The organism is Pantoea sp. GbtcB22, from assembly GCF_019091025.1.
GTDB classification, from domain to species: Bacteria; Pseudomonadota; Gammaproteobacteria; order Enterobacterales; family Enterobacteriaceae; genus Pantoea; species Pantoea leporis.
The window spans coordinates 76,001-100,347 of sequence record NZ_JAGXKB010000004.1; the positions used below are offsets into that span (position 1 = coordinate 76,001).

At 55.4% G+C, this 24,347-nt stretch carries 19 protein-coding genes; 8 read left to right on the forward strand and 11 right to left on the reverse strand.

The window, feature by feature from the left end; genetic code table 11:
* Positions 1-120: 120 nt before the first annotated feature.
* The gene (gene hpt / locus KVT28_RS14710) at positions 121-657 is read right to left on the reverse strand and encodes a hypoxanthine phosphoribosyltransferase (protein WP_192235688.1); all 537 of its coding nucleotides are present in this window, start codon (positions 655-657) and stop codon (positions 121-123) included.
* Between the two features lie 165 nt (positions 658-822).
* Here hpt and KVT28_RS14715 point away from each other — a divergent pair, with 165 nt between their 5' ends.
* The gene (locus KVT28_RS14715; protein WP_217549076.1) at positions 823-2,112 is read left to right on the forward strand and encodes a cystathionine gamma-synthase family protein; all 1,290 of its coding nucleotides are present in this window, start codon (positions 823-825) and stop codon (positions 2,110-2,112) included.
* Here KVT28_RS14715 and cueO read toward each other — a convergent pair.
* Positions 2,105-3,694 carry a multicopper oxidase CueO gene (gene cueO / locus KVT28_RS14720; protein ID WP_217549077.1) on the reverse strand — a complete coding sequence of 530 codons (1,590 nt, stop codon included), beginning with the start codon at positions 3,692-3,694 and terminating at the stop codon, positions 2,105-2,107. The two genes, KVT28_RS14715 and cueO, sit on opposite strands and share 8 nt — an antisense overlap.
* Before the next feature lie 177 nt (positions 3,695-3,871).
* On the opposite strand from cueO, the gene KVT28_RS14725 reads away from it, so the two are divergent.
* On the forward strand, positions 3,872-4,219 hold the full coding sequence (locus KVT28_RS14725; protein ID WP_007888732.1) for a YacC family pilotin-like protein: 348 nt from the start codon (positions 3,872-3,874) through the stop codon (positions 4,217-4,219).
* 197 nt (positions 4,220-4,416) lie between these two features.
* Here KVT28_RS14725 and KVT28_RS14730 read toward each other — a convergent pair whose 3' ends face one another.
* From KVT28_RS14730 to KVT28_RS14740, 3 genes are read right to left on the reverse strand one after another with little or no spacing between them, the layout of a single operon-like run.
* Entirely contained in the window at positions 4,417-5,178 is a 762-nt protein-coding gene (locus tag KVT28_RS14730; protein WP_101762081.1) for a DeoR/GlpR family DNA-binding transcription regulator, read from the reverse strand.
* Positions 5,179-5,184: 6 nt separating this feature from the next.
* Positions 5,185-6,165 carry a D-threonate 4-phosphate dehydrogenase gene (locus KVT28_RS14735; RefSeq protein WP_217549079.1) on the reverse strand — a complete coding sequence of 327 codons (981 nt, stop codon included), beginning with the start codon at positions 6,163-6,165 and terminating at the stop codon, positions 5,185-5,187.
* A complete protein-coding gene (locus KVT28_RS14740) occupies positions 6,158-7,429 on the reverse strand; it encodes a four-carbon acid sugar kinase family protein (RefSeq protein WP_217549081.1) in 1,272 nt (423 codons plus the stop codon). Before KVT28_RS14740 ends, KVT28_RS14735 begins: the two co-directional genes overlap by 8 nt.
* 182 nt (positions 7,430-7,611) lie before the next feature.
* Between KVT28_RS14740 and KVT28_RS14745 the strand changes: the two genes are divergently transcribed.
* The 4 genes from KVT28_RS14745 (at position 7,612) to KVT28_RS14760 (ending at position 12,071) form a co-directional block, all read left to right on the forward strand.
* Positions 7,612-8,760 (forward strand): iron-containing alcohol dehydrogenase, encoded by a 1,149-nt coding sequence (locus KVT28_RS14745; RefSeq protein ID WP_217549083.1) that lies wholly within the window; start codon positions 7,612-7,614, stop codon positions 8,758-8,760.
* Positions 8,761-8,777: 17 nt separating this feature from the next.
* On the forward strand, positions 8,778-9,662 hold the full coding sequence (locus KVT28_RS14750; protein WP_217549085.1) for a dihydrodipicolinate synthase family protein: 885 nt from the start codon (positions 8,778-8,780) through the stop codon (positions 9,660-9,662).
* 86 nt (positions 9,663-9,748) lie between these two features.
* A complete protein-coding gene (locus tag KVT28_RS14755) occupies positions 9,749-10,702 on the forward strand; it encodes a phosphoglycerate dehydrogenase (protein ID WP_217549087.1) in 954 nt (317 codons plus the stop codon).
* A gap of 43 nt (positions 10,703-10,745) precedes the next feature.
* On the forward strand, positions 10,746-12,071 hold the full coding sequence (locus KVT28_RS14760) for an MFS transporter (protein ID WP_217549089.1): 1,326 nt from the start codon (positions 10,746-10,748) through the stop codon (positions 12,069-12,071).
* Positions 12,072-12,109: 38 nt separating this feature from the next.
* Here KVT28_RS14760 and yacL read toward each other — a convergent pair whose 3' ends face one another.
* The 3 genes from yacL to KVT28_RS14775 form a co-directional block, all read right to left on the reverse strand.
* Entirely contained in the window at positions 12,110-12,472 is a 363-nt protein-coding gene (yacL, locus tag KVT28_RS14765) for a protein YacL (RefSeq protein WP_101762088.1), read from the reverse strand.
* 170 nt (positions 12,473-12,642) lie between these two features.
* A complete protein-coding gene (gene acnB / locus KVT28_RS14770; protein WP_101762089.1) occupies positions 12,643-15,240 on the reverse strand; it encodes a bifunctional aconitate hydratase 2/2-methylisocitrate dehydratase in 2,598 nt (865 codons plus the stop codon).
* Between the two features lie 238 nt (positions 15,241-15,478).
* Positions 15,479-16,474, reverse strand: coding sequence for an aldo/keto reductase (locus KVT28_RS14775; RefSeq protein WP_217549091.1), 996 nt, complete (start codon positions 16,472-16,474; stop codon positions 15,479-15,481).
* A 98-nt stretch (positions 16,475-16,572) separates the two neighbouring features.
* On the opposite strand from KVT28_RS14775, the gene KVT28_RS14780 reads away from it, so the two are divergent.
* On the forward strand, positions 16,573-17,472 hold the full coding sequence (locus tag KVT28_RS14780; protein ID WP_110867541.1) for a LysR family transcriptional regulator: 900 nt from the start codon (positions 16,573-16,575) through the stop codon (positions 17,470-17,472).
* Between the two features lie 283 nt (positions 17,473-17,755).
* A complete protein-coding gene (locus tag KVT28_RS28205) occupies positions 17,756-17,902 on the forward strand; it encodes a Hok/Gef family protein (RefSeq protein ID WP_137385164.1) in 147 nt (48 codons plus the stop codon).
* Between the two features lie 144 nt (positions 17,903-18,046).
* Here KVT28_RS28205 and lpdA read toward each other — a convergent pair whose 3' ends face one another.
* The 3 genes from lpdA to aceE all read right to left on the reverse strand — a co-directional run bounded on the left by lpdA (position 18,047) and on the right by aceE (position 24,221).
* Positions 18,047-19,471: a dihydrolipoyl dehydrogenase gene (gene lpdA / locus KVT28_RS14790; RefSeq protein ID WP_008108560.1), complete on the reverse strand. Its 1,425-nt coding sequence runs from the start codon at positions 19,469-19,471 to the stop codon at positions 18,047-18,049.
* 173 nt (positions 19,472-19,644) lie between these two features.
* Entirely contained in the window at positions 19,645-21,540 is a 1,896-nt protein-coding gene (gene aceF / locus KVT28_RS14795) for a pyruvate dehydrogenase complex dihydrolipoyllysine-residue acetyltransferase (protein ID WP_217549093.1), read from the reverse strand.
* A gap of 14 nt (positions 21,541-21,554) precedes the next feature.
* Entirely contained in the window at positions 21,555-24,221 is a 2,667-nt protein-coding gene (gene aceE / locus KVT28_RS14800) for a pyruvate dehydrogenase (acetyl-transferring), homodimeric type (protein WP_217549095.1), read from the reverse strand.
* Positions 24,222-24,347: the final 126 nt, after the last annotated feature.

Below are 24,347 nucleotides of genomic sequence, written 5' to 3' on the forward strand. Positions count from 1 at the left end.
TCATTAACATTAAGAAATCAATGGAGTTTAGCAGAGAGTCGAGCCAGCCCATAAACCGTTGGCTTACGGGCTGCGCAGTGTATCGCAGGCGGGGAAGTTTAGCCTTGGACGATTGTGCGGTTATTCACCGGTCGGGATAACTTTGCCGATATACGGCAGATGGCGATAGCGCTGGGCGTAATCGATACCAAAGCCGACCACGAACTCATCGGGAATGGTAAAGCCAACAAATTCGACGGTGACGTCCACTTCACGACGCTCTGGCTTATCCAGCAAGGTACAAATCGCCAGTGACTTTGGCTCGCGCAGGCGCAGGATTTCACGCACTTTGCTCAGCGTATTGCCGGAATCGATGATGTCTTCCACGATCAGCACATCCTTGCCGCGAATATCTTCATCGAGATCTTTGAGGATTTTCACATCGCGGCTGCTCGACATGCCGCTGCCGTAGCTTGACGCCGTCATAAAGTCGACTTCATGCGGCACGTCGATGGCGCGGCACAGATCGGCCATAAACATAAAGGAGCCGCGCAGCAAACCCACCAGCACCATTTCGCTGCCGCTATTGCGGTAGTGCTCGTTGATCTGCTTGCCCAGTTCGGCAATTCGGGTTGCGATCTCTTGCTCGGAGATCATCACGTCGACGGTATGTTTCATTGCATGCGTCCAGTTACGGTTTTTGGAAAGCCACGAAGTCTATCATAGACGAGCCAGCGTCTAACGCCGCGCACAGAACGCAAACGATTCCGTGGCGAAATTTATCGCGCTGGCGTTAACTGTAGGAACACGTCCGCCCCTTTACCGCCGAGTTCTGGAGTTCCTATGACCGCTTCATCCAGTAAAAAAACCAAGATTGGTACGCGCGATCTGCACCCGGAAACGCAGATGCTGAATTACGGTTACGATCCGCAGTTATCGGAAGGCGCGGTGAAACCGCCGGTGTTTCTCACCTCCACCTTCGTGTTTAACAGTGCCGAAGAGGGGCAGGATTTTTTCGATTTCGTCGCCGGGCGCAAGCAGCCGCCGGAAGGCAAAACTGGCGGGCTGGTCTATTCACGCTTCAATCATCCCAACAGCGAAATCGTAGAAGATCGGCTGGCGGTGTATGAAGGCGCGGAAAGCGCGGCGCTGTTCTCTTCCGGCATGTCGGCGATTGCCACCACGCTGCTGACGTTTGCGCGTCCTGGCGAAGTGATTTTGCATTCCCAGCCGCTGTACGGCGGCACCGAAACGCTGCTGAGCAAAACGCTGCACGATTTGGAGATTAAAGCGGTAGGTTTCAGCGATGGCACCGATGAAGATAAGGTGCATGAAGCGGCGAAGCTGGCGTGGCAGCGCGGACGCGTAGCGCTGATTCTGATTGAGACGCCCGCCAATCCCACCAACAGCCTGGTGGATATCCAGTTGATGCAGCAGGTGGCGGATGTGATTGCGCAGCAGCAAGGTTCGCGGCCGATTCTCGCCTGCGATAACACGCTGCTTGGGCCGGTGTTCCAACAGCCGTTGCAGCATGGCGCAGATTTGTCGCTCTATTCACTGACCAAATATGTCGGCGGCCACTCGGACCTGATTGCCGGTGCGGTGCTGGGTAGCAAAGCGTTGATCGGCAAGGTACGTTCGCTGCGCAGCGCCATCGGCACGCAGCTGGATCCGCACTCCAGCTGGATGATTGGCCGCTCGCTGGAAACGCTGTCGCTGCGTATGGAGAAAGCCACCAGCAATGCCGAAAACGTGGCGGCGTTTTTACGCGATCATCCGCAGGTGGAAAAACTGCATTGGCTGCCGTATCTGGCGGCAGAAAGTCTGGCGGGCAAAACGTATCAGCGCCAGTGTAGCGGCGCGGGTTCAACCTTCTCGTTTGATATTCGTGGCGGGCAAGCGGCGGCGTTCCGTTTCCTTAATACGCTGGAACTGTTCAAGCTGGCGGTGAGCCTCGGCGGCACCGAATCGCTTGCCAGCCATCCTGCCAGCACCACCCATTCGGGCGTACCGCAGGATGTACGACAGCGTATTGGCATCACCGATGCGACCGTGCGCTTGTCGATTGGTATCGAACATCCTGACGACCTGATCGAGGATATTCGCCTGGCGCTGGAGGCGTCGGTTAACTGACGCTAAAACCGAGCATCATGCCGGTATCTTCATGCTCCAGCAGATGGCAATGCGCCATGTACACATTGTCGGCGTTAGCGACATAGTTGAAGCGCACCAGCACTTCGCTGCGCCAGCCGTTAACGTTGACGATGTCCTTCCAGCCTGCGCGATGCGGCGCAGGCGGCTTGCCGTTTTCTGACAGGATGCGGAACTGCGTGCCGTGAATGTGGAACGGATGCAGCATGTGATCGCCTTCACCGGAAATCGTCCACTTCTCCACTTTGCCCAATTCCACGTTGAACATCGGCTTGGTCATATTAAATGCCTGACCGTTGATCTTGTTGCCATTATGGAAATCATAGGCGGCAGTTTTGCCGTGGCTGCCGTGATCCATCGCCATATCGCCATGATCCATCGGCTTCGCGCTATCACTCATCGCCATGTTGCCATGATCCATTTTCATGCCGCCCATGGCTTTATCGCCGTAACGATCCATCAGCGCCTGCATACCTTGCTGATCAAGCTGCGGATCCATCATCAGCTGCAGCCAGCGGCTTTGCAGGCCTTCGGTGGCTGGAATGGGCGGCAGATCCACCAGCTTGTCCGGCAGCGTACCGCTGGCCATCACGCGCAGCGGCAGAATGTTGACCAGCGGCAGCGGTTGGTCAAACGGCGCCAGCGTCATGCCCATCTGCGTCACTGGCAGCGTCACCACGTCGAAGGCTTTGCCATCTGACGTATCCACCAGCACTTCAAAACGCTCGCCTGGCAGCAGCGGCAAGCTATCCACTTTCACCGGCTCGGCCAGCAACCCACCGTCGCTGCCAATTACGTACAGCTGACGTTGATCGCTGGTGGCAATATGCAGCGAACGCGCGTTACAGCCGTTAAGCAAACGCAGACGCAGCCAGCCGCGTGGCACCGCATGCTGCGGATACTGCACGCCGTTGGTGAGCATCATGTCGCCAAACCAGCCGACGGCGGCACGCATGATATCGAGCTGATAATCGATTTGCGTTCCCGCTTTATTTAGCTGCTTATCCTGGAAAATCAGCGGCACATCGTCTTCGCCCCACTGCATCGGCAGACGCAACTTGCCGGACGCTTCATCCTCCAGCAGCACCAAACCCGCCAGACCTTGCGCCACCTGATAACCGGTTTTGCCGTGGTGATGCGGATGGAACCAGCAGGTCGCGGCGGGTTGATCAGGGGTGAAACTGACCTGACGCGTCGCGCCGGGCGCAATAATCCCTTGCGGGCCGCCATCAACATCGCCGGGGATCTCCAGCCCGTGCCAGTGCAAGGTGGTGGCTTCCGGCAGTTGATTATAGATATTCACCGTGACGGCTTTTTCGCGTTGCAGACGCAGCGCGGGTCCGAGCAATCCACCGTTGTATCCCCAGGTAGGCACCGCTTTGCCATTCCATTGGCTGCTACCGGTCATGGCGGTCAAGGTGTATTGCCCGCGGGCATCAGGCTGCAAAATGGAGGGAATCGGTAATAATGGGCGCGTGGCGGCCATTAGTGAGCGGCTCCACAGCGGCAGCGCACCGGCGGCGCTGAGTGCGGCAGTCAACTTTAGAAAATGACGACGTTGCATATTCTTATCCTTGTCGTGAATAAGGGCACAGCGTAAACCTTTACCCTGCGGGAGGGTCAAGCCCTGAAACAGATTGCACTGATAAAAAGGGTGGGAATGGCCCGAAAGGGCAAATTTAGCGGAATAGCGGCAATAACTGTGCTAACGTCAATAAATTGTCCCTTGTTGAGAATGATTATGACGAAAAGCATCAAGATCCTGCTGCTGGCGGGACTCCTTGGCTTCTCCTCCACCAGTTTTGCCCTGAGCGAATCCGAAGCAGAAGATCTGGCCGACCTCACCGCCGTGTTCGTTTATCTCAAGAACGATTGTGGCTATCAGGATTTGCCAGACGCGCAGATTCGTAAAGCACTGGTGTTTTTCGCCCAACAGAACCGTTGGGATTTAAGCAACTACAGCAATTACAACATGAAGTCGCTGGGCGAAGAGAGCTACAAGGATTTGAGCGGTATCGCCATTACCAACGACAAGAAGTGTAAGTCGCTGGCGCGCGATTCGTTGAGTTTGCTGGCTTACGTTAAGTAATCATTGCCCGCTGGTTGGTGCTTGCTGTCCCCCTCCTCGGTCGGTGCTCGCTGTCCCCCTCCTCGGTCCTCCCCCACAAGTGGGGGAGGAAGATGCTGCAATATGTCAGTTCGAGAGTTGCATGTGGCAGCGTCTCCTTCCCCCGCTGGCGGGGGAAGGCCGGGATGGGGGACAGCCAGCACAATCTCAATCTAAATCTAAACCGTCAACTCCAATCCAATACCCCGCTCGCGCAGGTCGCGGCACACCGCTTCATCCAGACGTGCATCCGTCACCACATCAGTCAGGCTATCAATCGGCGCGGCGCAATACAGCGACCATGAACCGTATTTACTGCTGTCAGCCAGCAGAACGCGGCGGCGCGCGTTGGCCAGCAGATCCATCTTCAATCCGGCTTTCTCTTCGGTTGGCGTGGTAATCCCGCGTTCGATGCTCCACGAGTTGCAGCTGACAAAGGCAATATCAGGATTGATGCTGCGCAGCAAACGGCGACCATGTTCGCCAATGCACGACTGGCTGGAATCGTCGATGCGTCCACCAATAATGGTGGTTTCGATTTGCTTAAACTCCGACAGAAACAGCGCGATATGCAGATCGGCGGTGATGACCCGCAGCTTGAGGTGCGTCAGCTGGCGCGCCAGCTCCAGCATGGTGGTGCCGGCATCCAGCACCACCGCATCACCCGACTGCACGTAGCTGGCGGCAAACTGCGCGATGGCCTGCTTCTCGGCGAGATTACGCTGCATCTTCTCCAGCGTGGTCGGCTGATTGGGGATAAAGCGATTCAGTGTAACGCCGCCGTGGCTGCGGCTGATAACGCCCTCTTTATCCAGCTTGATCAGATCGCGGCGGATCGTCGCTGGCGAGGCAGAAATCGCGCTCACCAGTTGTTCAACAGTGACCAAATTATGGCTCTTCAGATAATCCATAATCTGGTCGAGACGGCTTTGTCCCTTCATATTTCCCTATGCAAGCTGCATCGCGAGTTTAATGGAGATCGCCATGCTCGCAGAGTTCGCTTTACCTGTCCAGGCGATATCAAACGCGGTGCCGTGGTCCGCCGAGGTGCGGATAAACGGCAGGCCCGCAGTGATGTTAACACCATCATAAAAGCCTAGTAATTTCAGCGGGATATGCCCTTGATCATGGTACATCGCTACCACCATATCGTACTGTCCTTCCTGACACTGCAGGAACACAGTATCGGGCGGACACGGGCCGCTGACATCAATGCCCTGCGCTTTCATGGCGTTAATGGCAGGCGCGACGATGGTGATCTCTTCATCACCAAACAGACCGTTTTCACCGGCATGCGGATTAACGCCTGCCACCGCGATGCGCGGCTGGTCGAAACCGACGCGGCGCAGGAAGCTGTCGGCCATGCCGATCACCGTTTGAATGCGCTCGCCGTTTAAGGTATCGAGGAACTTACGCAGCGCAATATGCGTGGTGACGTGAATCACTTTCAGCTTATCGGTGTAGAGCACCATGGCGTAATTTTTGGTGTTGGTCAGTTGCGCCAGCAGTTCGGTGTGGCCGGGATAGATATGACCCGCCGAGTGCAGCGCCTCTTTATTTAACGGTGCGGTGGCGATCGCCTGCACGTCGCCAGCCAGCGCCAGTTCGGTGGCGCGTTTAACGCAACGCCAGGCCAAATCACCCGCTGCTTTCTGCACCACGCCAGGCTGCAGCGCGGCGGCATCCGCCAGCGGCTCATCAATTACGTTGATCATGCCGGGCGCGAAATGCGCATCCTTGACCTGGTCGAGCACGCGCAGTTCAGCCTGCGGCGTGACATGTAATCCCATCACCCGACGCAGCGTGTTAGCGCAACCGACCACGACGGCAGGCGCGCCCGCTAACTCACCTTCTGCCAGCGCTTTAATGATGATCTCCGGGCCGATGCCCGCCGGATCGCCCATGGTAATCGCAATAATTTTACTCACTCGACTTCTCCTCAATAAAACGAATGGCTTCTACCAGGGTGTTTTCATCACCAAAGCCACCTGCTTTGGTCATCACCGGCAGGTGTAATTCACTGTTAAGCAAAACCCCGTGCGGCACGCAGCCCGCCACAAGGCCCTGAATCTGAAAACCGCGGGCACCTGATGCCTGGGCCACGGCAATCGCCACATCGCCGCCAGAGAGATAAAGCCCAGCAGGCTGCACCTCGCGGCACACGCGGCGGGTTAACTGCGCGAGAAACTGGCAGATGCGTTCGCCCAATAGCTGACGAGAAACCTGATGCTGTTGGCACAACTGCGCAATCTCATGACGCTGCCCGGCATGTTGGGTAGTGCGTACCACGCAATGCGCGCCGTCGTGCAGCGCCTGCTGCATCTCTTGCTGCCACCGTTCAGCCTGCGGCCAGGCCGGTTGGGCAAACAGCTGACGGATATCAATGTCGATAATGCGGATGTCACGCTGGCTGGCGAGGCGTGCAATCTGCTGCTGCGCAATGGCGCTCATCGAACCGACCACCGCCAGCACCGGACGCGACTGACGTGCTGCTAGCAACGCGCCGAGCGCATCGCTGAGCCCGGACGCTCCGGCCAACAACGGTCGCGTCTCCAGCGTGGCTGCCGCGGCCATCAACAAGGCAATGTCGCCGTCCTGCTCGATATCCACCACCAGCAAGCCTTGCTTGCTGGCCAGCACCTGCGCCAGTTGATCGCTGCGCAGCGTGGCGAGGTCGAGGGTTTCACCCGGCAATGTGCTCTGCATCTGCAGACGCGTCAGCACATGGCCGCTGGTGACCGGCGTTTTGGGATCGCTGGCGAATTCGCTGTCGATCAGACGTTGCTGATGGATCCACACTTCACCCGCACGCGTGGTGCGTCCCAGCTTCGGCACTGCCGGCACCACTAAGGCTAATGTTTTACCGCTGGCCTGCATCGCGGCTTCGATCTCCGCGCCGGGATTGCCGCGCAGCGTGGAATCGATCTTCTTAAATAACCAACCGTCGTTAGCGATGGCCTGATGTTGCTCAATGGCAGCTTGCGTGCGCCGGGCCGCTTCTTGTGCGCTGGTTGCACGGCTATCGGTGCTGATCACCAGCACATCGGCAGCACCAGCGTCGTGTGGCGTGCTGCTCTCAAACAGCACATGCACACGCGCTCCGGCTTGTGCCAGCCCGCTGCCCGCGTCATTGGCGCCGGTGAAGTCATCGGCAATCACTAAGACTGGCGTTTTCCATGGTTGTGAAGTCATGCTCTCTCCTATTTCGGCCGCTGCCGGGCTGCAATGATTATATTCAATCATGATTGATTATATGTGAGCAAGATCAAATTAATCGAAATCAATTTGCCCTATAAAATTAGGCACTGCAGTGATGGAACTCGCGGCGATTGAGCAAAATCAATCATTCCGCGCAAAAAACGTAAGGGTAAGAGATGAATATCAACAGCACCGTGATCAGTGGCTTTCAGGCGCTTAATGACCTCAGCTATTTACTGCAAGGTAAAGACAAAGCGCTGCTGGTGACCGATAAGAATATTGAAGGCATTCCGGCGGTACAAAAGCTGATCGCCCAGCTCACGCAGCAGATTGCCAGCCTGAGCATCGTCAACACGGTGCCGCCAGAGCCTAGCCAGCACGATGTGGCGGCCATTGTCGCCGCGCTGCCGAGCACCGATGTGGATCTGGTGATTGGCATCGGCGGTGGCAGCGTACTGGATGTCGCTAAGCTGCTGTCGATTCTGTGTGTCGAAGATGCGCCGACACTGGAGGCGTTACTGGCTGGTGAGAAGCCGCACACGCGTACCACTTCGCTGCTGATTCCGACCACCGCAGGTACTGGCTCGGAAGCAACGCCTAACGCGATTCTGGCGATCCCCGAGAAAGAGACCAAAGTCGGCATTATCACGCCGGTGATGCTGCCAGATTATGTCGCGCTGGTGCCAGAACTCACCACCAGCATGCCAGCGCACATCGCCTCTTCCACCGGTATCGATGCGCTGTGCCATTTGATTGAGTGCTTTACCGCGACCGTGGCGAACCCGGTGAGCGATAACTATGCGCTGATCGGCATGAAAAAGCTGTTTGCCAGCCTCGAAACCACTATCGCCGAACCCGACAATCTCGAAGCGCGCCTGAATATGCTGTGGGCATCTTATTATGGTGGCGCGTCCATTGCGCATGCCGGTACGCATCTGGTGCACGCCATGTCTTATCCGCTGGGCGGCAAATATCACCTGCCGCACGGTGTCGCCAACGCCATTCTCCTTGCGCCCTGCATGCGCTTTGTACGACCGGCGGCGGTGAGCAAATTCGCTCAGGTTTACGATCTGCTGCCGGATGCCGATATCACGCTGGACGACGAAGCCAAATCCCACGCGCTGGTGGCGTATTTTGCCGCACTGGTGAAGCGCCTGAAGTTGCCCGCCAGCCTGGAAGAGCTGGGTATCGGCCCGGATCATCTGCCGTATCTGGTGGAAGCCGCGCTCGACGTGCAGCGCCTGATGAAGAATGTACCGATGAAAGTGGGCGCCGAAGACGTACGAAGCGTCTACCTGACGCTGTTTCCGGCTTTGAATCACTAAGGATTATCGAGGACACCATGAGTAAGAAAATTCAGGGCGTATTAACCGCCATCGTCACCACCTTTGATCGCGACGGCGCATTCAACCCAGCCGCCCAGCGCGAGCAGGTACAACGCCAGTTAAGCGCCGGCAACGGTATCTTTTGCGGCGGCACCAACGGCGAATTCTTCGTGCTGAACGAACAGGAGAAGCTGGCGGTAACGCAGACCTGCGTTGATGAAGTGAACGGCAGCGCACCGGTGGTGGCGCACATTGGCGAGATCTCCATGCGTGAAACCATTCGCCTTGGGAAACAAGTGGCGAAGCTGGGCGTGGATGCGGTTTCGGTCATCACACCCTATTTCGTGCCGCTAAAGCAGGAAGAGCTGATTGCCCACTATCGCGCGGTGGCTGACGCCATCGACGTGCCGCTGTTCCTTTACAACATTCCGGCGCGCACCGGCAACACGCTGCAACCGGAAACCGTACGCACGCTGGCCGCACACCCAAACATCATCGGTATCAAAGACAGCGCCGGCAGCTATGAGAGCCTGAGCGGCTTTCTGCAAGCGGCTGCAGGCATCAACAGTTTTGATGTGCTGAACGGCCCGGATTCGCTGATTCATCAGGGCTTTGTCGACGGCTGTTCGGCCTGTATTTCTGGCCTTGCTAACGTGGCGCCTAAAGAGATCAACGCAATTTGGGCGCGCTTCCATGCTGGCGATATCGAAGGTTCGCGCCTGGCGCAAGAGAATGTGACCGGTCTGCGCACCGATCTGTATAGCGTCGGCTTCTCTCCCGCCGCAGTGAAAAAAGCGGTGACGCTGCTTGGTTTTGAGGTTGGTGACAGCCGCTACGCGGTGAGTTTCTCTGCCGAAGAAGAGCAGAAAATCCGCCAGATTGTGAATCAGTATTTGCAGTAATTTTCAGGTGAGCAGCCAGCCAGATCGCCATCAATGGCGACCCTGGCATCGGCTGTTATCTGTTTTTTTCAACATCGGGAAGAATTATGAAAGTCATCTGTACCTCACCGTCGTTTGCAAAATATGACGCGACGCCGATAACCACGCTGCAACAGCACGGTTTTGAGCTGATCACGCTGCCCGCCGATGCGCCGCTGAGCGCACTCCAGCCGCATCTGGCGGACACCGTGGCGCTGATCGTGGCTTTTACCGACATCAACGAAGAGCTGCTGGCGTTAGCACCGCAGTTGAAAATCGTCTGTAAGCACGGCGTTGGCGTCGACAACATCAATCTGGATGCCACGCGTGCACGCGGGATTTACGTCACCAACGTGCCGGATGCCAATAAACATGCTGTCGCTGATTTCGCCTTTGCTTTGATCCTTAACAGCGCGCGTCAGATCACCCAAGCCGCCATCGAAACCCGAGCGGGCAGCTGGCCGCGTATTTTTGCCACCGACGTGTACGGCAAAACGCTGGGCATCATCGGGCTGGGCAATATTGGCAAGCAGGTCGCGCTGCGCGCCAGAGGTTTCAACATGCGGGTGATCGCGTTTGATTTTTATCCTGATGAGCCGTTTGCTGCTGAACACGGCATCGAATTCGTCACGCTGGATCAGCTGACCGAAACCAGCGATTTCATCACTCTGCACATGCCGCTTACCGACAAAACGCAGAATCTGTTTGATGCCGCGCGCCTCAAACGCATGAAGAAAAATGCCTTCCTGATTAATGCCTCACGCGGCGGTGTGGTGAATGAGCAGGATCTTTATCAGGCGCTGCTGGATAACGTGATCGCCGGAGCAGCGGCTGACGTGTTTGTGCAGGAACCTCTGACCGAGCATCCGCTGTTTACGCTTAGCAACTTCATTCCCACTTCGCATATCGCCGGTTACACCGACGGTGCGATCAGCGCGATTGGTGAACGCTGCGTGACGCAAATTGTGCAGTGCATCCAACAGGACGAACGCCCAATCAACGTGATGAACGGGCTGGAATAACACGCCACCTTTCTCTGTAACCTTTTTCGAGTGGATAATTACTATGACTAACTCTGCGCGCTCGAGTCGTATCCGTTGGTGGATTGCTGGCCTGATGTGGCTGGCCATCGCCATTAACTACATTGACCGCACCGTTCTCTCGGCAGCGGCTCCGCATCTGATCAAAGAACTCGATATCAATCCTGAAATGATGGGCTTCATCATGGCGGCGTTCTTCTGGTCTTATGCGCTGTTGCAGATCCCGGCGGGCTGGTTTGCCGATCGCTTCGGCCAGAAAAAAGGGCTTGGTATCGCCGTCGGCTGGTGGTCGATCGCCACCATGGCGATGGGACTGGCGACCGGCTTTAAATCGCTGCTGGCGCTGCGTTTAGCACTCGGCGTCGGTGAGGCCGCCGCCTATCCCAGCAACGCGGGCATTACCGCGCGCTGGTTCCCGGATCGCGAACGCGCCACGGTTTCTGGCCTGTTCGACAGTGCCTCCAAATTTGGTGGTGCGGTGGCCATGCCGCTGATCGTCTTTATGATCGCCCTGTTCGACTGGCGTCTGACCTTCCTCGCTATAGGTGCGCTGGGCTTGTTCTGGGTGATTGCCTGGTACTTTATCTACGCCGAGAATCCGGAAGATCATAAGTCGATAAGCCAGCAAGAAGTGCGCTTCATCCGTAATGGCCAGACGCAAAAGCACGGCGACAAAAGCGTGCGTCCGATGAAGTGGTACAAGCTGCTGCGCTACCGCAATATCTGGGCAATGTGCATTGGCTTTTTCACCATCAACTACACCTCCTATTTCTTTATTACCTGGTTGCCGACCTATCTGGTGAAAGATAAAGGCATGGATTTTCTCAAAATGGGGATGGTGGCTGCGCTGCCGCTGATCTGTGGCATGGTGATTGAAGTGCTGGCGGGTTGGGCATCGGATCGCATGGTGCATAACAAAGTGCTGTCGCTGACCGCTACACGCAAACTGTTTCTCACCATCGGCCTGCTGATGGCGCTGTGTATCGGATTTGCCCCGTTCACCGATTCGGTGTTTATGACCGTGCTGCTGCTGTGTATCGCCAAATCCGGCACCACCGTGGCGGCATCACAAGTGTGGGCCTTGCCGGGCGATGTGGCACCGCAAAACAGCGTGTCGATTGTGGCGGGGCTGCAGAATACCGTTTCAAACATGGGCGGCGCGGTGGGTCCAATCATAACCGGCGCGATTGTTGGCGCAACCGGTCACTTTACCTGGGCGCTGGTGTTCTCGGCGGTGCTGGTGGTAATTGGCATTCTTAACTATCTGTTCCTGATGGGTAAAGTTGAACCTATCGTCGATGAGGAACAGGTGACGCATGCGCATTCCGTGGCAAGTGGCGCGACGCGGTAATCGGCTGGGTCGCCATCAATGGCGACCTTACTGTTTAGCTATTTACCGGCAATAAACAGCCGATAAGCGGCAATCACTGCGAGAAAATCGTCGACGCCACAGAAAGAGAGGCTCTCTTCGTCGTAATAAGTCATGCCCTCTTCCATGCCGTCATCTTCCAGCGCCAGCTGGTTGGCACGAATCATCACCTCTTCATCATCCAGCCACAGCGTGTATTCATGCCCGACACGCTGCCACTGATTGATGGTGCCTTTCACCTGTTGGGCGGCGGCCTCAACCTCATCCAGCAACGGCAGATTGTCTTTGACCTCTTCGTTGAACCAGTGCCCTACCGCTTCGTGGTCCATCGACATACGCACTTTGACCTGACCGGTCAAATCACGCAGAAATTCATATTCCATGATTGCCTCATACTGATGACGCGCTGTGCAGCACAGTGTTAGTGCATTTTGTGCGCAGCACGCTGAATAAAGTGGGATCGCGCTCGCATTATGCCTGGAGATGTCAGCGGAAAAAAGGGCATAAAAAAAGGGACGATTTTCATCGTCCCCTTGTTCATCCCGATAACCGATTAAACGGCAGTCTGGAAGATCACTGTGTCGGCTTTGTCAGTGTATTGTCCCAGCTGATCAAAGTTGAGGTAGCGATACGTGTCAGCCGCGGTTTTATCAACCTGCAGCATGAACTGCTGATACTCGTCCGGCGTTGGCAGCTTGCCAAGCAGCGAAGCGACCGCCGCCAGTTCCGCTGACGCCAGGAAGACGTTAGCACCGGTACCCAGACGGTTCGGGAAGTTACGGGTTGAGGTGGAAACCACCGTCGCGCCGTCTGCCACACGCGCCTGGTTACCCATGCACAGTGAACAGCCCGGAATTTCGATACGCGCACCGCTCTTACCAAAGACGCTGTAATAGCCCTCTTCGGTCAGCTGGGCGGCGTCCATTTTGGTTGGCGGCGCAACCCACAGACGGGTTGGCAGCTGGCCTTTATGGGCATCCAGCAGCTTACCGGCCGCGCGGAAGTGACCGATGTTGGTCATGCACGAACCGATGAACACTTCGTCAATCTTCTCGCCCTGCACGTCAGACAACCAACGCGCGTCATCTGGATCGTTCGGTGCGCACAGAATTGGCTCTTTGATCTCGGCCAGATCGATATCGATCACCGCCGCGTACTCAGCATCCGCATCGCCTTCCAGCAGTTGCGGATCGGCCAGCCATTTCTGCATGCCTTCAATGCGGCGCTCCAGCGTACGACGATCGCCGTAGCCTTCCGAGATCATCCACTTCAGCAGCACGATGTTCGAGTTGAGATACTCGATGATCGGCTCTTTATCCAGCTTAATAGTACAGCCGGCAGCAGAACGCTCAGCCGAGGCATCGGTCAGCTCAAATGCCTGCTCAACTTTCAGTTTCGGTAGACCTTCGATTTCCAGCACGCGGCCAGAGAAGATGTTTTTCTTCCCTTTCTTCTCAACGGTCAGCAGGCCAGCTTTGATCGCATACAGCGGAATGGCGTGTACCAGATCGCGCAGGGTGATACCCGGCTGCATTTCGCCTTTGAAGCGCACCAGCACCGATTCCGGCATATCCAGCGGCATCACGCCCGTCGCAGCAGCAAACGCCACCAGACCAGAGCCTGCCGGGAAGGAAATACCGATTGGGAAACGGGTGTGTGAGTCACCGCCGGTACCAACGGTATCTGGCAGCAGCATACGGTTCAGCCAGCTGTGGATAACGCCATCGCCCGGACGCAGCGACACGCCGCCACGGTTCATGATGAAGTCTGGCAGCGTATGGTGCGTGGTCACGTCAACCGGCTTCGGATAGGCGGCGGTGTGGCAGAATGACTGCATCACCAGGTCAGCGGAGAAGCCGAGGCACGCCAGGTCTTTCAGTTCATCACGGGTCATTGGACCGGTGGTGTCCTGAGAACCCACTGAGGTCATTTTTGGTTCGCAGTATGAGCCCGGACGGACACCCTCTACGCCGCACGCGCGGCCGACCATTTTCTGCGCCAGCGAGTAACCGCGGGTGCTAACAGCCACATCTTTGGCTTGCACGAACACATCGCTATGCGGCAGACCCAGCGATTCGCGCGCTTTGGTGGTCAGGCCGCGACCGATGATCAGCGGAATACGACCGCCAGCACGGACTTCGTCCAGCAGCACGTCGGTTTTCAGCTCAAAGGTCGCCAACAATTCGTCGGTTTCGTGATTGCGCACTTCGCCTTTGTACGGGTAAACGTCAATGACATCGCCCATGTTCAGACGATCAACGTCGAGCTCGATCGGCAAGGCGCCCGCATCTTCCATGGTGTTGAAGAAGATTGGAGCAATTTTACCGCCGAGGCACAGACCGCCGCCCTTTTTGTTTGGCACGTAAGGGATATCATCGCCCATAAACCACAGCACCGAGTTGGTGGCGGATTTACGCGAAGAACCGGTACCGACCACGTCACCGACGTAGGTTAGCGGGAAGCCTTTAGTCTGCAGTGCTTCGATCTGTTTGATCGGGCCAATGTTACCCGCATCGTCGGGTTCGATGCCTTCACGGGCGTTCTTCAGCATTGCCAGCGCGTGCAGTGGAATATCCGGACGTGACCATGCATCCGGCGCCGGAGAGAGGTCGTCGGTGTTGGTTTCGCCGGTCACTTTGAACACGGTGGTGGTGATTTTTTCAGCCAGTTTTGGACGCTTCAGGAACCATTCGGCATCGGCCCATGACTGGATAATTTTTTTCGCGTGTGGGTTACCCGCTTTGGCTTTCTCTTCGACATCGTAGAAGTTATCGAACATCAGCAGCGTGTGAGACAGGGCTTCGGCAGCAATCGGCGCTAAGGCTTCATCTTCTAACGCTTCAATCAGCGCATGGATGTTATAACCGCCCTGCATGGTGCCCAGCAGCTCAACGGCTTTTTCGCGAGTAACCAGAGGAGAGTGGGCTTCGCCCTTAGTGACAGCTGCCAGGAAACCGGCTTTTACGTACGCCGCTTCATCAACACCTGGTGGGACACGGTTGACCAACAGGTCGGTCAGGAATTCTTCTTCACCCGCTGGCGGGTTTTTCAGCAGTTCAACCAGCGCGGCCATTTGGGAAGCATCTAACGGCTTAGGTACGATTCCCTGGGCAGCACGCTCGGCAACGTGCTTACGGTATTCTTCTAGCACGACGTTCTCCTCGCTCTCATTGTATAGCTTTCCGGTGCACCCCTTGATGCTGTCGAACAGTAGGGTGAGGTGCCCGGTTCCGCGTGGGGCAGCATAGCAGCATTTCGCCTGATTGTTAATCTGTTTACAAAAAAGCAACATTCGTGCGTTTTTTAGCAGCTTCATCTGCAAATTGAGCGGGATCACATAAAAAAGCAGGCTATGAAAGCCTGCTTGTTCTCATGTACGGAGATGAGTGTTAACGATCAACCAGCACAAATTCGCTGTGGTTATAGCGTTCGCCCAGAATATTTTTCTCGCTAAACCACTCGTCCAGCGTGGCGACATCCGCATGACGTAATGCTAAATCGGCGGCGGCACAGTTCTGTTCCAGATGGGCGATTTTGCTGGCACCGGGAATCGGCACAATAAACTCGCCTTTTGCCAGCACCCACGCTAACGCTAGCTGGGCAGCCGTCGCGTCATAACTTGTAGCCATCTCGGTAAGTTGATTTACTAACTTCTGGTTATGAGCCTGCGCACCCTGCTGAAAGCGCGGTAGCGAACGACGGAAATCATCTTCCGCTAAGGTGGCGGCAGCCGGGAATTTGCCGGTCAGAAAGCCGCGTCCCAGCGGGCTGTAAGGCACAAAACCGACGTTCAGTTCACTACATGTGGCGAGGACATCTTGCTCCGGATCGCGTGACCACAGCGAATATTCACTTTGCAGCGCCGAAATCGGATGCACCGCATGCGCGCGCCGCAAGGTGGCGGATGATACCTCAGACAAGCCGAGATATTTCACCTTCCCTTCCCGCACCAGATCGGCCATCACGCCCACCACGTCCTCGATTGGCACCGCCGGATCGAGACGATGCTGATAGAGCAGTTCGATAGTTTCCACACCAAGACGCTGCAAGGAACCTTCGACCGCATGACGAATATGCGCCGGATCGCTATTCACCCCGGTAATCCGCTGCCAGCCTTCGCCCTGATCGGTAATGCGAAAACCAAACTTGGTGGCGACTTTGATATCGCTGCGCCCTTTTATTGCTTTTGCCAATAAGCTCTCGTTAGTGAATGGACCATATACTTCGGCGCTATCGAGAAAATCGACCCCCAGCTCAAATGCCCGCGCCAGCGTGTTCAGCGCCTGTTTCTCATCATTTTGCCCATAGGCGAAGCTCATGCCCATGCAGCCTAATCCCAGCGCCGACACCACTAGTCCCTGATTGCCTAATTGACGTTGTTGCATTGTTTAATCCTCTTCGCTGTTGGTGTTAATGTTATAAACCTCAGCAATCACGGCAACAATTGAGGCATTCTTGCCGATTTAGTGAGTAAAACTCAGCAATGAATAAATACCGTGCGTCTATGCAGGAACTGGAGATGTTTGCTGCCATCGCGCAGCATCTGAGCTTTCGCAAAGCAGCGGAGGAGCGCAACGTCACGCCTTCCAGCCTGAGCCACGCGATGCGCCATTTCGAAGCGCGTTTAGGGGTGCGGCTGCTCAATCGCACTACGCGCAAAGTGGCGCTGACTGAAGCCGGTGAACGCTTTTTACAGCGCATTCAGCCTGCGCTTGCCGATTTGTCGCAAGCGGTGGATGAGCTCAACGACTGGCGCAACGATCCACGCGGCGTATTGCGCATTAGCATGCCGCGCTCGGCGGAAGCGCTGTTCTTCGATACGCTCATTTTGCCTTTCTTGCTGCGCTATCCCGAGATCACACTGGAGATCGACAGCAACGATTCACTGCTGGATATCGTAGAGGCCGGATTTGATGCCGGCGTACGCTACGGCGATGTGCTGGCCCAGGATATGGTGGCGGTGCCATTTGGCGCACCAATGAGGGCGCTGGCGGTGGCAAGCCCGGCTTTTATTGCACAGCATGGCGTACCGCATCAGCCTGCTGAACTGTTGCAATATCCCTGCATTGAAAGACGCTTTCCCAGTGGACGACGTTATCGCTGGGAATTCTGGCAGGATGGCCGCAAACAGGAAGTGGCGGTGAAAGGGTCGCTGGTGCTGGATAACAATGAGCGGATATTACACGCAGCCCGTGCGGGCGTAGGCATTGCCTTTCTGCATCAAGGTACGGTGCGGGAAGATTTAATTCGCGGTGACTTAGTAGAAATACTGGCGGACTTCACTCAGGTAGAAGAAGGATTCTGGCTCTACTATCCGAGCCGTAAATATCTTTCTGCTCCGCTAAGGCATTTTATTGATTGGCTTAAAGAAATTAATAGATAATTAAAAACACCCATTACTCGATCTATTTAAATGGTTAAGTAATATATGAATCCATTAATCATAAATAATTTTATAATTAAGGTAAAATATAAAAAGTTTGGCGTACACTGCCTGCGGGCGCTTGAGGCAACTTGCTTCAAGCTGAAAAGATTGGGGTAGGTTGTGGAGAGTGAACCCGTGAGATTAATTTTCATTAACCACACGGGTGAGCGACTTAACACCCTAACACCTAGACAATGTCAGGGTAGTCGCTTGCTCGTGCTAAATCAAGAGGAACGTGACTATGAAGTCTATATTCAGCAAGCTGATTATCAGCGGACTCATTCTATTAGGATTGTGTCTGGTTAATCGCAGTTCACTCTGTGAATTACGATTACGGATATTCACTGCTGAATTATCGGCTGTTATGGCTTACGAAGCACAACAGTAAAACTTCACTAGCGGGAGTTCGCTCCCGCTATTCCGGCATTGCGCATGTGTTAGCTCTCGCGCCTTTTTTATTTGTTTATGTAAATAGAACCACTAATAAAAAACGGCTCCTTAAAGGAGCCGTTAATTTATTCAAAGCGCAAACTTATTTCTTTTTCGCTTTAGGGTTCGGCAGGTCCGTGATGCTACCTTCGAACACTTCGGCAGCCAGGCCGACAGACTCATGCAGCGTTGGGTGCGCGTGAATGGTCAGAGCGATATCTTCGGCATCACAGCCCATTTCAATCGCCAGACCGATTTCACCCAGCAGCTCGCCGCCGTTGGTACCGACAATCGCACCACCGATAACACGGTGAGTCTCTTTGTCGAAGATCAGTTTAGTCATGCCGTCTGCACAATCAGACGCGATAGCACGGCCTGAAGCTGCCCACGGGAAGGTGGACACTTCGTAGCTGATGCCTTTCTCTTTGGCTTCTTTCTCGGTCAGACCCACCCAGGCAACTTCTGGCTCGGTGTAAGCAATGGATGGGATCACTTTCGGGTCGAAGTAGTGCTTCAGACCCGAGATCACTTCCGCCGCTACGTGGCCTTCGTGCACACCTTTGTGCGCCAGCATTGGCTGACCCACGATGTCACCGATAGCGTAGATGTGCGGTACGTTGGTGCGCATCTGCTTGTCGACGCGGATAAAGCCGCGATCGTCCACTTCCACGCCTGCTTTACCCGCATCAAGGCCTTTACCGTTCGGTACGCGACCAATCGCCACCAGCACCGCATCATAACGCTGTGCGTCAGCTGGCGCTTTTTTGCCTTCCATTGATACGTAGATACCATCGTCTTTCGCTTCAACAGCGGTCACTTTGGTTTCCAGCATCAGGTTGAATTTCTTGCTGATACGCTTGGTAAAGACTTTCACTACGTCTTTATCGGCAGCCGGGATCACCTGGTCGAACATCTCAACCACGTCGATCTCTGAACCCAGCGCTTTATAAACGGTGGCCATTTCCAGACCGATGATGCCGCCGCCCATAACCAGCAGACGCTTCGGCACTTCTTTCAGTTCCAGCGCATCGGTTGAATCCCACACGCGCGGATCGTTGTGCGGAATGAATGGCAGTTCGATTGGACGAGAACCGGCCGCGATGATCGCGTTATCGAAGTTAATGGTGGTTGCGCCACCTTCACCTTCGACCACCAGCGTGTTAGCACCGGTGAATTTGCCGAGGCCAGTCACCACTTTCACTTTACGACCTTTCGCCATACCCGCGAGGCCGCCAGTGAGCTGGTTGATCACCTTCTCTTTCCACGAACGAATTTTGTCGATGTCAGTTTGCGGCTGGCCAAACACGATACCGTGCTCTTCCAGGGCTTTTGCTTCGTCGATCACTTTGGCGACGTGCAGCAGCGCTTTTGACGGGATACAGCCTACGTTCAGACAAACACCGCCGAGGGTGCTGTAACGCTCAACGATTACGGTTTCCAGACCTAAATCAGCGCAACGGAAGGCTGCAGAGTAACCTGCAGGACCTGCCCCAAGTACCACGACTTGAGTTTTAATCTCTGTACTCATCATGACCTCTTGTTTGATTACCGGCAGTCAGGAAAAAGCTTTTCCCAAGCTCTAATGCCCTATATCCGCCGGGACATTTCACCGCGAGAGTTTACAGAATTGTTAACAAACTGCCAACCGCGGCAACATTGAATGCTTACAACAAGGCCGGCTTTCGCCGGCCTTGATTAACTTCACATCACCAGACGGCGAATGTCGGACAGTGTGTTGTTGATGATGGTGATAAAGCGCGCACCATCAGCACCGTCGATCACGCGGTGGTCGAAGGAGAGTGAGATCGGCATCATCAGACGCGGCTCAAACTCTTTACCGTTCCACACCGGCTCCATCGCTGACTTGGAAACACCGAGGATAGCCACTTCCGGCGCGTTGACGATTGGCGCGAAGTGCGTGGTGCCCAGGCCGCCAAGGCTGGAGATGGTGAAGCAACCACCCTGCATGTCGCCGGCGGTCAGCTTGCCATCACGCGCTTTCTTGGAAATCGCCATCAGCTCGCGGGACAGTTCAGTGATGCCTTTCTTGTTCACATCTTTGAACACCGGAACCACCAGACCGTTTGGCGTATCCACCGCCACACCGATGTTGATGTATTTCTTCAGCGTCAGTTTCTGTGCATCTTCAGACAGTGAACTGTTGAAGCGTGGCATCTGCTCAAGCGCAGCGGCAACGGCTTTCATGATGAACACCACTGGCGTGAATTTCACATCCAGTTTGCGTTTCTCTGCTTCGGCATTCTGCTGTTTGCGGAACGCTTCCAGATCGGTGATATCGGTTTTGTCGAAGTGTGTAACGTGCGGGATCACCACCCAGTTACGGCTCAGGTTGGCACCGGAGATTTTCTGGATACGACCCAGTTCAACTTCTTCGATTTCGCCGAACTTGCTGAAGTCCACTTTCGGCCAAGGCAACAGACCTGACAGGCTTCCGCCACTGGCTGCTGCAGCCGGAGCCGCTTCAGCGCGTTTCACTGCGTCTTTGACGTAAGTCTGCACGTCTTCTTTCAGGATGCGACCTTTACGGCCGGTACCTTTGACTTTTGCCAGGTTAACGCCGAACTCGCGCGCCAGGCGACGAATCACCGGCGTCGCGTGTACGTAAGCATCGTTCTCAGCGAACTCGCCTTTCGCATCGGCTTTCGCTGCTACTGGGGCCGCTGCCGGTTTCGCGGCTTCTGCCGCTGGAGCCGCTTCCTGCTTAGCCGCAGGCGCCGCAGCCGGTGCCGCGCCTTCCACTTCGAACACCATGATCAGTTTACCGGTGCTGACTTTATCGCCAGTCGACACTTTCAACTCTTTCACGGTACCGGCGAACGGTGCAGGCACTTCCATTGAGGCTTTGTCGCCTTCAACCACGATCAGGGATTGCTCAGCAGCGACTTTGTCGCCCACTTTCACCAGGATCTCGGTGACTTCAACTTCGTCGCCACCAATGTCCGGCACGTTGACGTCTTTAGCGCCAGACGCCGCAGGTGCTGCTGCTGGAGCCGCTTCCTGTTTAGCTGCTGGAGCAGCCGCCGGCGCTGCGCCTTCTGCTTCGAACACCATGATCAGTGAACCGGTGTTCACTTTGTCGCCGGTGGAGATTTTGATCTCTTTCACCACGCCCGCGAACGGTGCCGGGACTTCCATTGAGGCTTTGTCGCCTTCAACGGTAATCAGCGACTGCTCAGCCGTTACGGTGTCGCCCACTTTCACCAGGATCTCAGTGACTTCAACTTCGTCGCCGCCGATGTCCGGTACGTTGACTTCTTTGCTGACCGCAGCAGCGGCAGCAGCTGGAGCAGGAGCGGCTTCCGCTTTCTTCTCTTCTGCTGGCGCTGGCGCCGCTTCTGCGGCACCTTCTGCGTCAAAAATCATAATCAGCGAGCCGGTTTCTACTTTGTCGCCGGTCGAGATTTTGATCTCTTTAACCACGCCCGCCTGCGGCGAAGGCACTTCCATGGAGGCTTTATCGCCTTCCACGGTGATCAGCGACTGTTCAGCTTCAACTTTGTCGCCCACCTTTACCAGGATTTCGGTGACTTCAACTTCGTCTGCCCCGATGTCCGGTACGTTAATTTCGATAGCCATTACTCTCTTACCTCTTATGCCAGACGCGGGTTAACTTTATCGGCGTCGATATTGAATTTGGTGATGGCTTCAGCCACCACTTTCTTATCGATTTCGCCGCGTTTAGCCAGCTCACCCAGCGCAGCCACAACCACATACGATGCATCCACTTCGAAGTGGTGACGCAGGTTTTCACGGCTGTCAGAACGACCGAAGCCATCAGTACCCAACACGCGATAATCGCTGGAAGGCACGTAGCTGCGAACCTGTTCTGCGAACAGCTTCATGTAGTCGGTCGATGCGACGGCCGGTGCTTCGTTCATCACTTGCGCGATGTACGGTACGCGTGGCTCATCGGTTGGGTGCAGCATGTTCCAGCGCTCACAATCCTGACCATCACGCGCCAGCTCGGTGAACGAGGTCACGCTGTAGACGTCAGAAGCGATGCCGTAATCTTTCGCCAGGATCTGCGCGGCTTCACGCACGTGACGCAGAATTGAACCTGAACCCAGCAGCTGCACTTTGCCTTTGCTACCGTCTACGGTTTCCAGCTTGTAGATACCCTTACGGATACCCTCTTCCGCACCCTGCGGCATCGCAGGCATGTGGTAGTTTTCGTTCAGCGTGGTGATGTAGTAGTAGATGTTTTCCTGCGCTTCGCCGTACATACGCACCAGGCCATCTTGCATGATGACCGCGATTTCGTACGCGTAAGACGGATCGTAAGAGATACAGTTCGGGATGGTCAGCGACTGAATGTGGCTGTGACCATCTTCGTGCTGCAAGCCTTCGCCGTTCAGCGTAGTACGACCTGAAGTACCGCCCACCAGGAAGCCGCGTGCCTGCATATCGCCGGCCAGCCACATCAGATCGCCGATGCGCTGGAAGCCGAACATCGAGTAATAGATGTAGAACGGAATCATCGGCAGGTTGTTAGTGCTGTATGAGGTCGCCGCCGCCAGCCAGGATGAACCCGCGCCCAGCTCGTTGATCCCTTCCTGCAGAATCTGGCCTTTCTCGTCTTCTTTATAGTACGCAACCTGCTCGCGGTCCTGCGGGGTGTACTGCTGACCGTTCGGGCTGTAGATACCAATCTGACGGAACAGACCTTCCATACCGAAGGTACGGGCTTCGTCGGCAAGGATTGGAACCAGACGATCTTTGATCGACTTGTTCTTCAGCATCACGTTCAATGCACGCACGAAGGCGATGGTGGTGGAGATCTCTTTATTCTGCTCTTCCAGCAGTGGACGGAACTCTTCCAGCGTTGGCATTTCCAGCTTCTCGCTGAACTCCGCCTGACGCGTTGGCAGGTAGCCGCCCAACTTCTCACGCTGACCGTGCAGATAGTTGTACTCTTCAGAACCTTTCTCGAAGGTGACGTATGGCAGCTCTTCGATCTTGTCATCGGCCACTGGCACATTGAAGCGATCGCGGATGTAGCGAACGCCATCCATGTTCATCTTCTTAACCTGGTGGGCGATGTTTTTACCTTCAGCAGTGTCACCCATGCCATAACCTTTGATGGTATGGGCCAGAATCAGCGTTGGCTGACCTTTGGTTTCCTGCGCTTTTTTCAGTGCAGCGTAGACTTTCTTCGGATCGTGGCCGCCGCGGTTCAGCGCGAAGATCTCTTCGTCTGACCAGTCTTTCACCAGAGCTGCGGTTTCCGGATATTTACCGAAGAAGTGCTCACGCACGTAAGCGCCGTTACGGGATTTGAAGGTCTGATAATCGCCATCAACGGTTTCGTTCATCAGCTGAATCAGCTTGCCGCTGGTGTCCTGACGCAGCAGTTCATCCCAACGACCGCCCCAAATCACTTTGATCACGTTCCAGCCAGCACCGGCAAAGATGCCTTCCAACTCGTTGATGATCTTACCGTTACCGGTGACCGGGCCGTCCAGACGCTGCAGGTTACAGTTGATGATGAACACCAGGTTGTCCAGCTTCTCGCGGGTGGCGATGGTGATCGCACCTTTGGATTCCGGCTCATCCATCTCGCCATCACCGAGGAAGGCGTAAACGGTTTGTGCTGAGGTGTCTTTCAGACCGCGGTGTTCCAGATACTTCAGGAATTTCGCCTGATAGATCGCGTTCAACGGACCCAGGCCCATTGATACGGTTGGGAACTGCCAGAAGTCCGGCATCAGTTTCGGGTGCGGGTAAGAAGAGAGACCTTTGCCCTGCACTTCCTGACGGAAGTTGTTCATTTGGTCTTCGCTCAAGCGACCTTCAAGGAAGGCGCGGGCGTAGATACCTGGAGAAATGTGACCCTGGAAGAAAACCAGATCGCCGCCGTCTTTGTCGCTACGCGCGCGGAAGAAGTGGTTAAAGCACACTTCATAAATGGTCGCGGAAGACTGGAAGGAGGACATATGGCCACCCAACTCCAGATCTTTCTTCGACGCACGCAGCACCGACATGATGGCGTTCCAACGAATTGCGGAACGGATACGACGTTCAAGAGAGGTGTTGCCCGGATAGTCCGGCTCATCTTCAACAGCAATAGAGTTAATGTAGTTGCTGATTGCAGAGGAACCTGCGGCAACTTTCACGCCACCTTTGCGTGCTGCACTCATTACCTGATCAATCAGATACTGCGCGCGCTCAACACCTTCTTCACGGATGACCGATTCGATCGCTTGTAGCCAATCACGAGTTTCGATCGGATCCACGTCATTCTGTAAACGTTCTGACATGGGGTGTATTCCTTATCTGTGTCTAATACGTTGAAATTATCAGGAGCCTGTCTTCTTGTGCTTTGCTTCTGGTTCACAGCACAAGAAGACAGGCCCGTCGTGTTTTCCGCACGTTCGTTGCCGTGC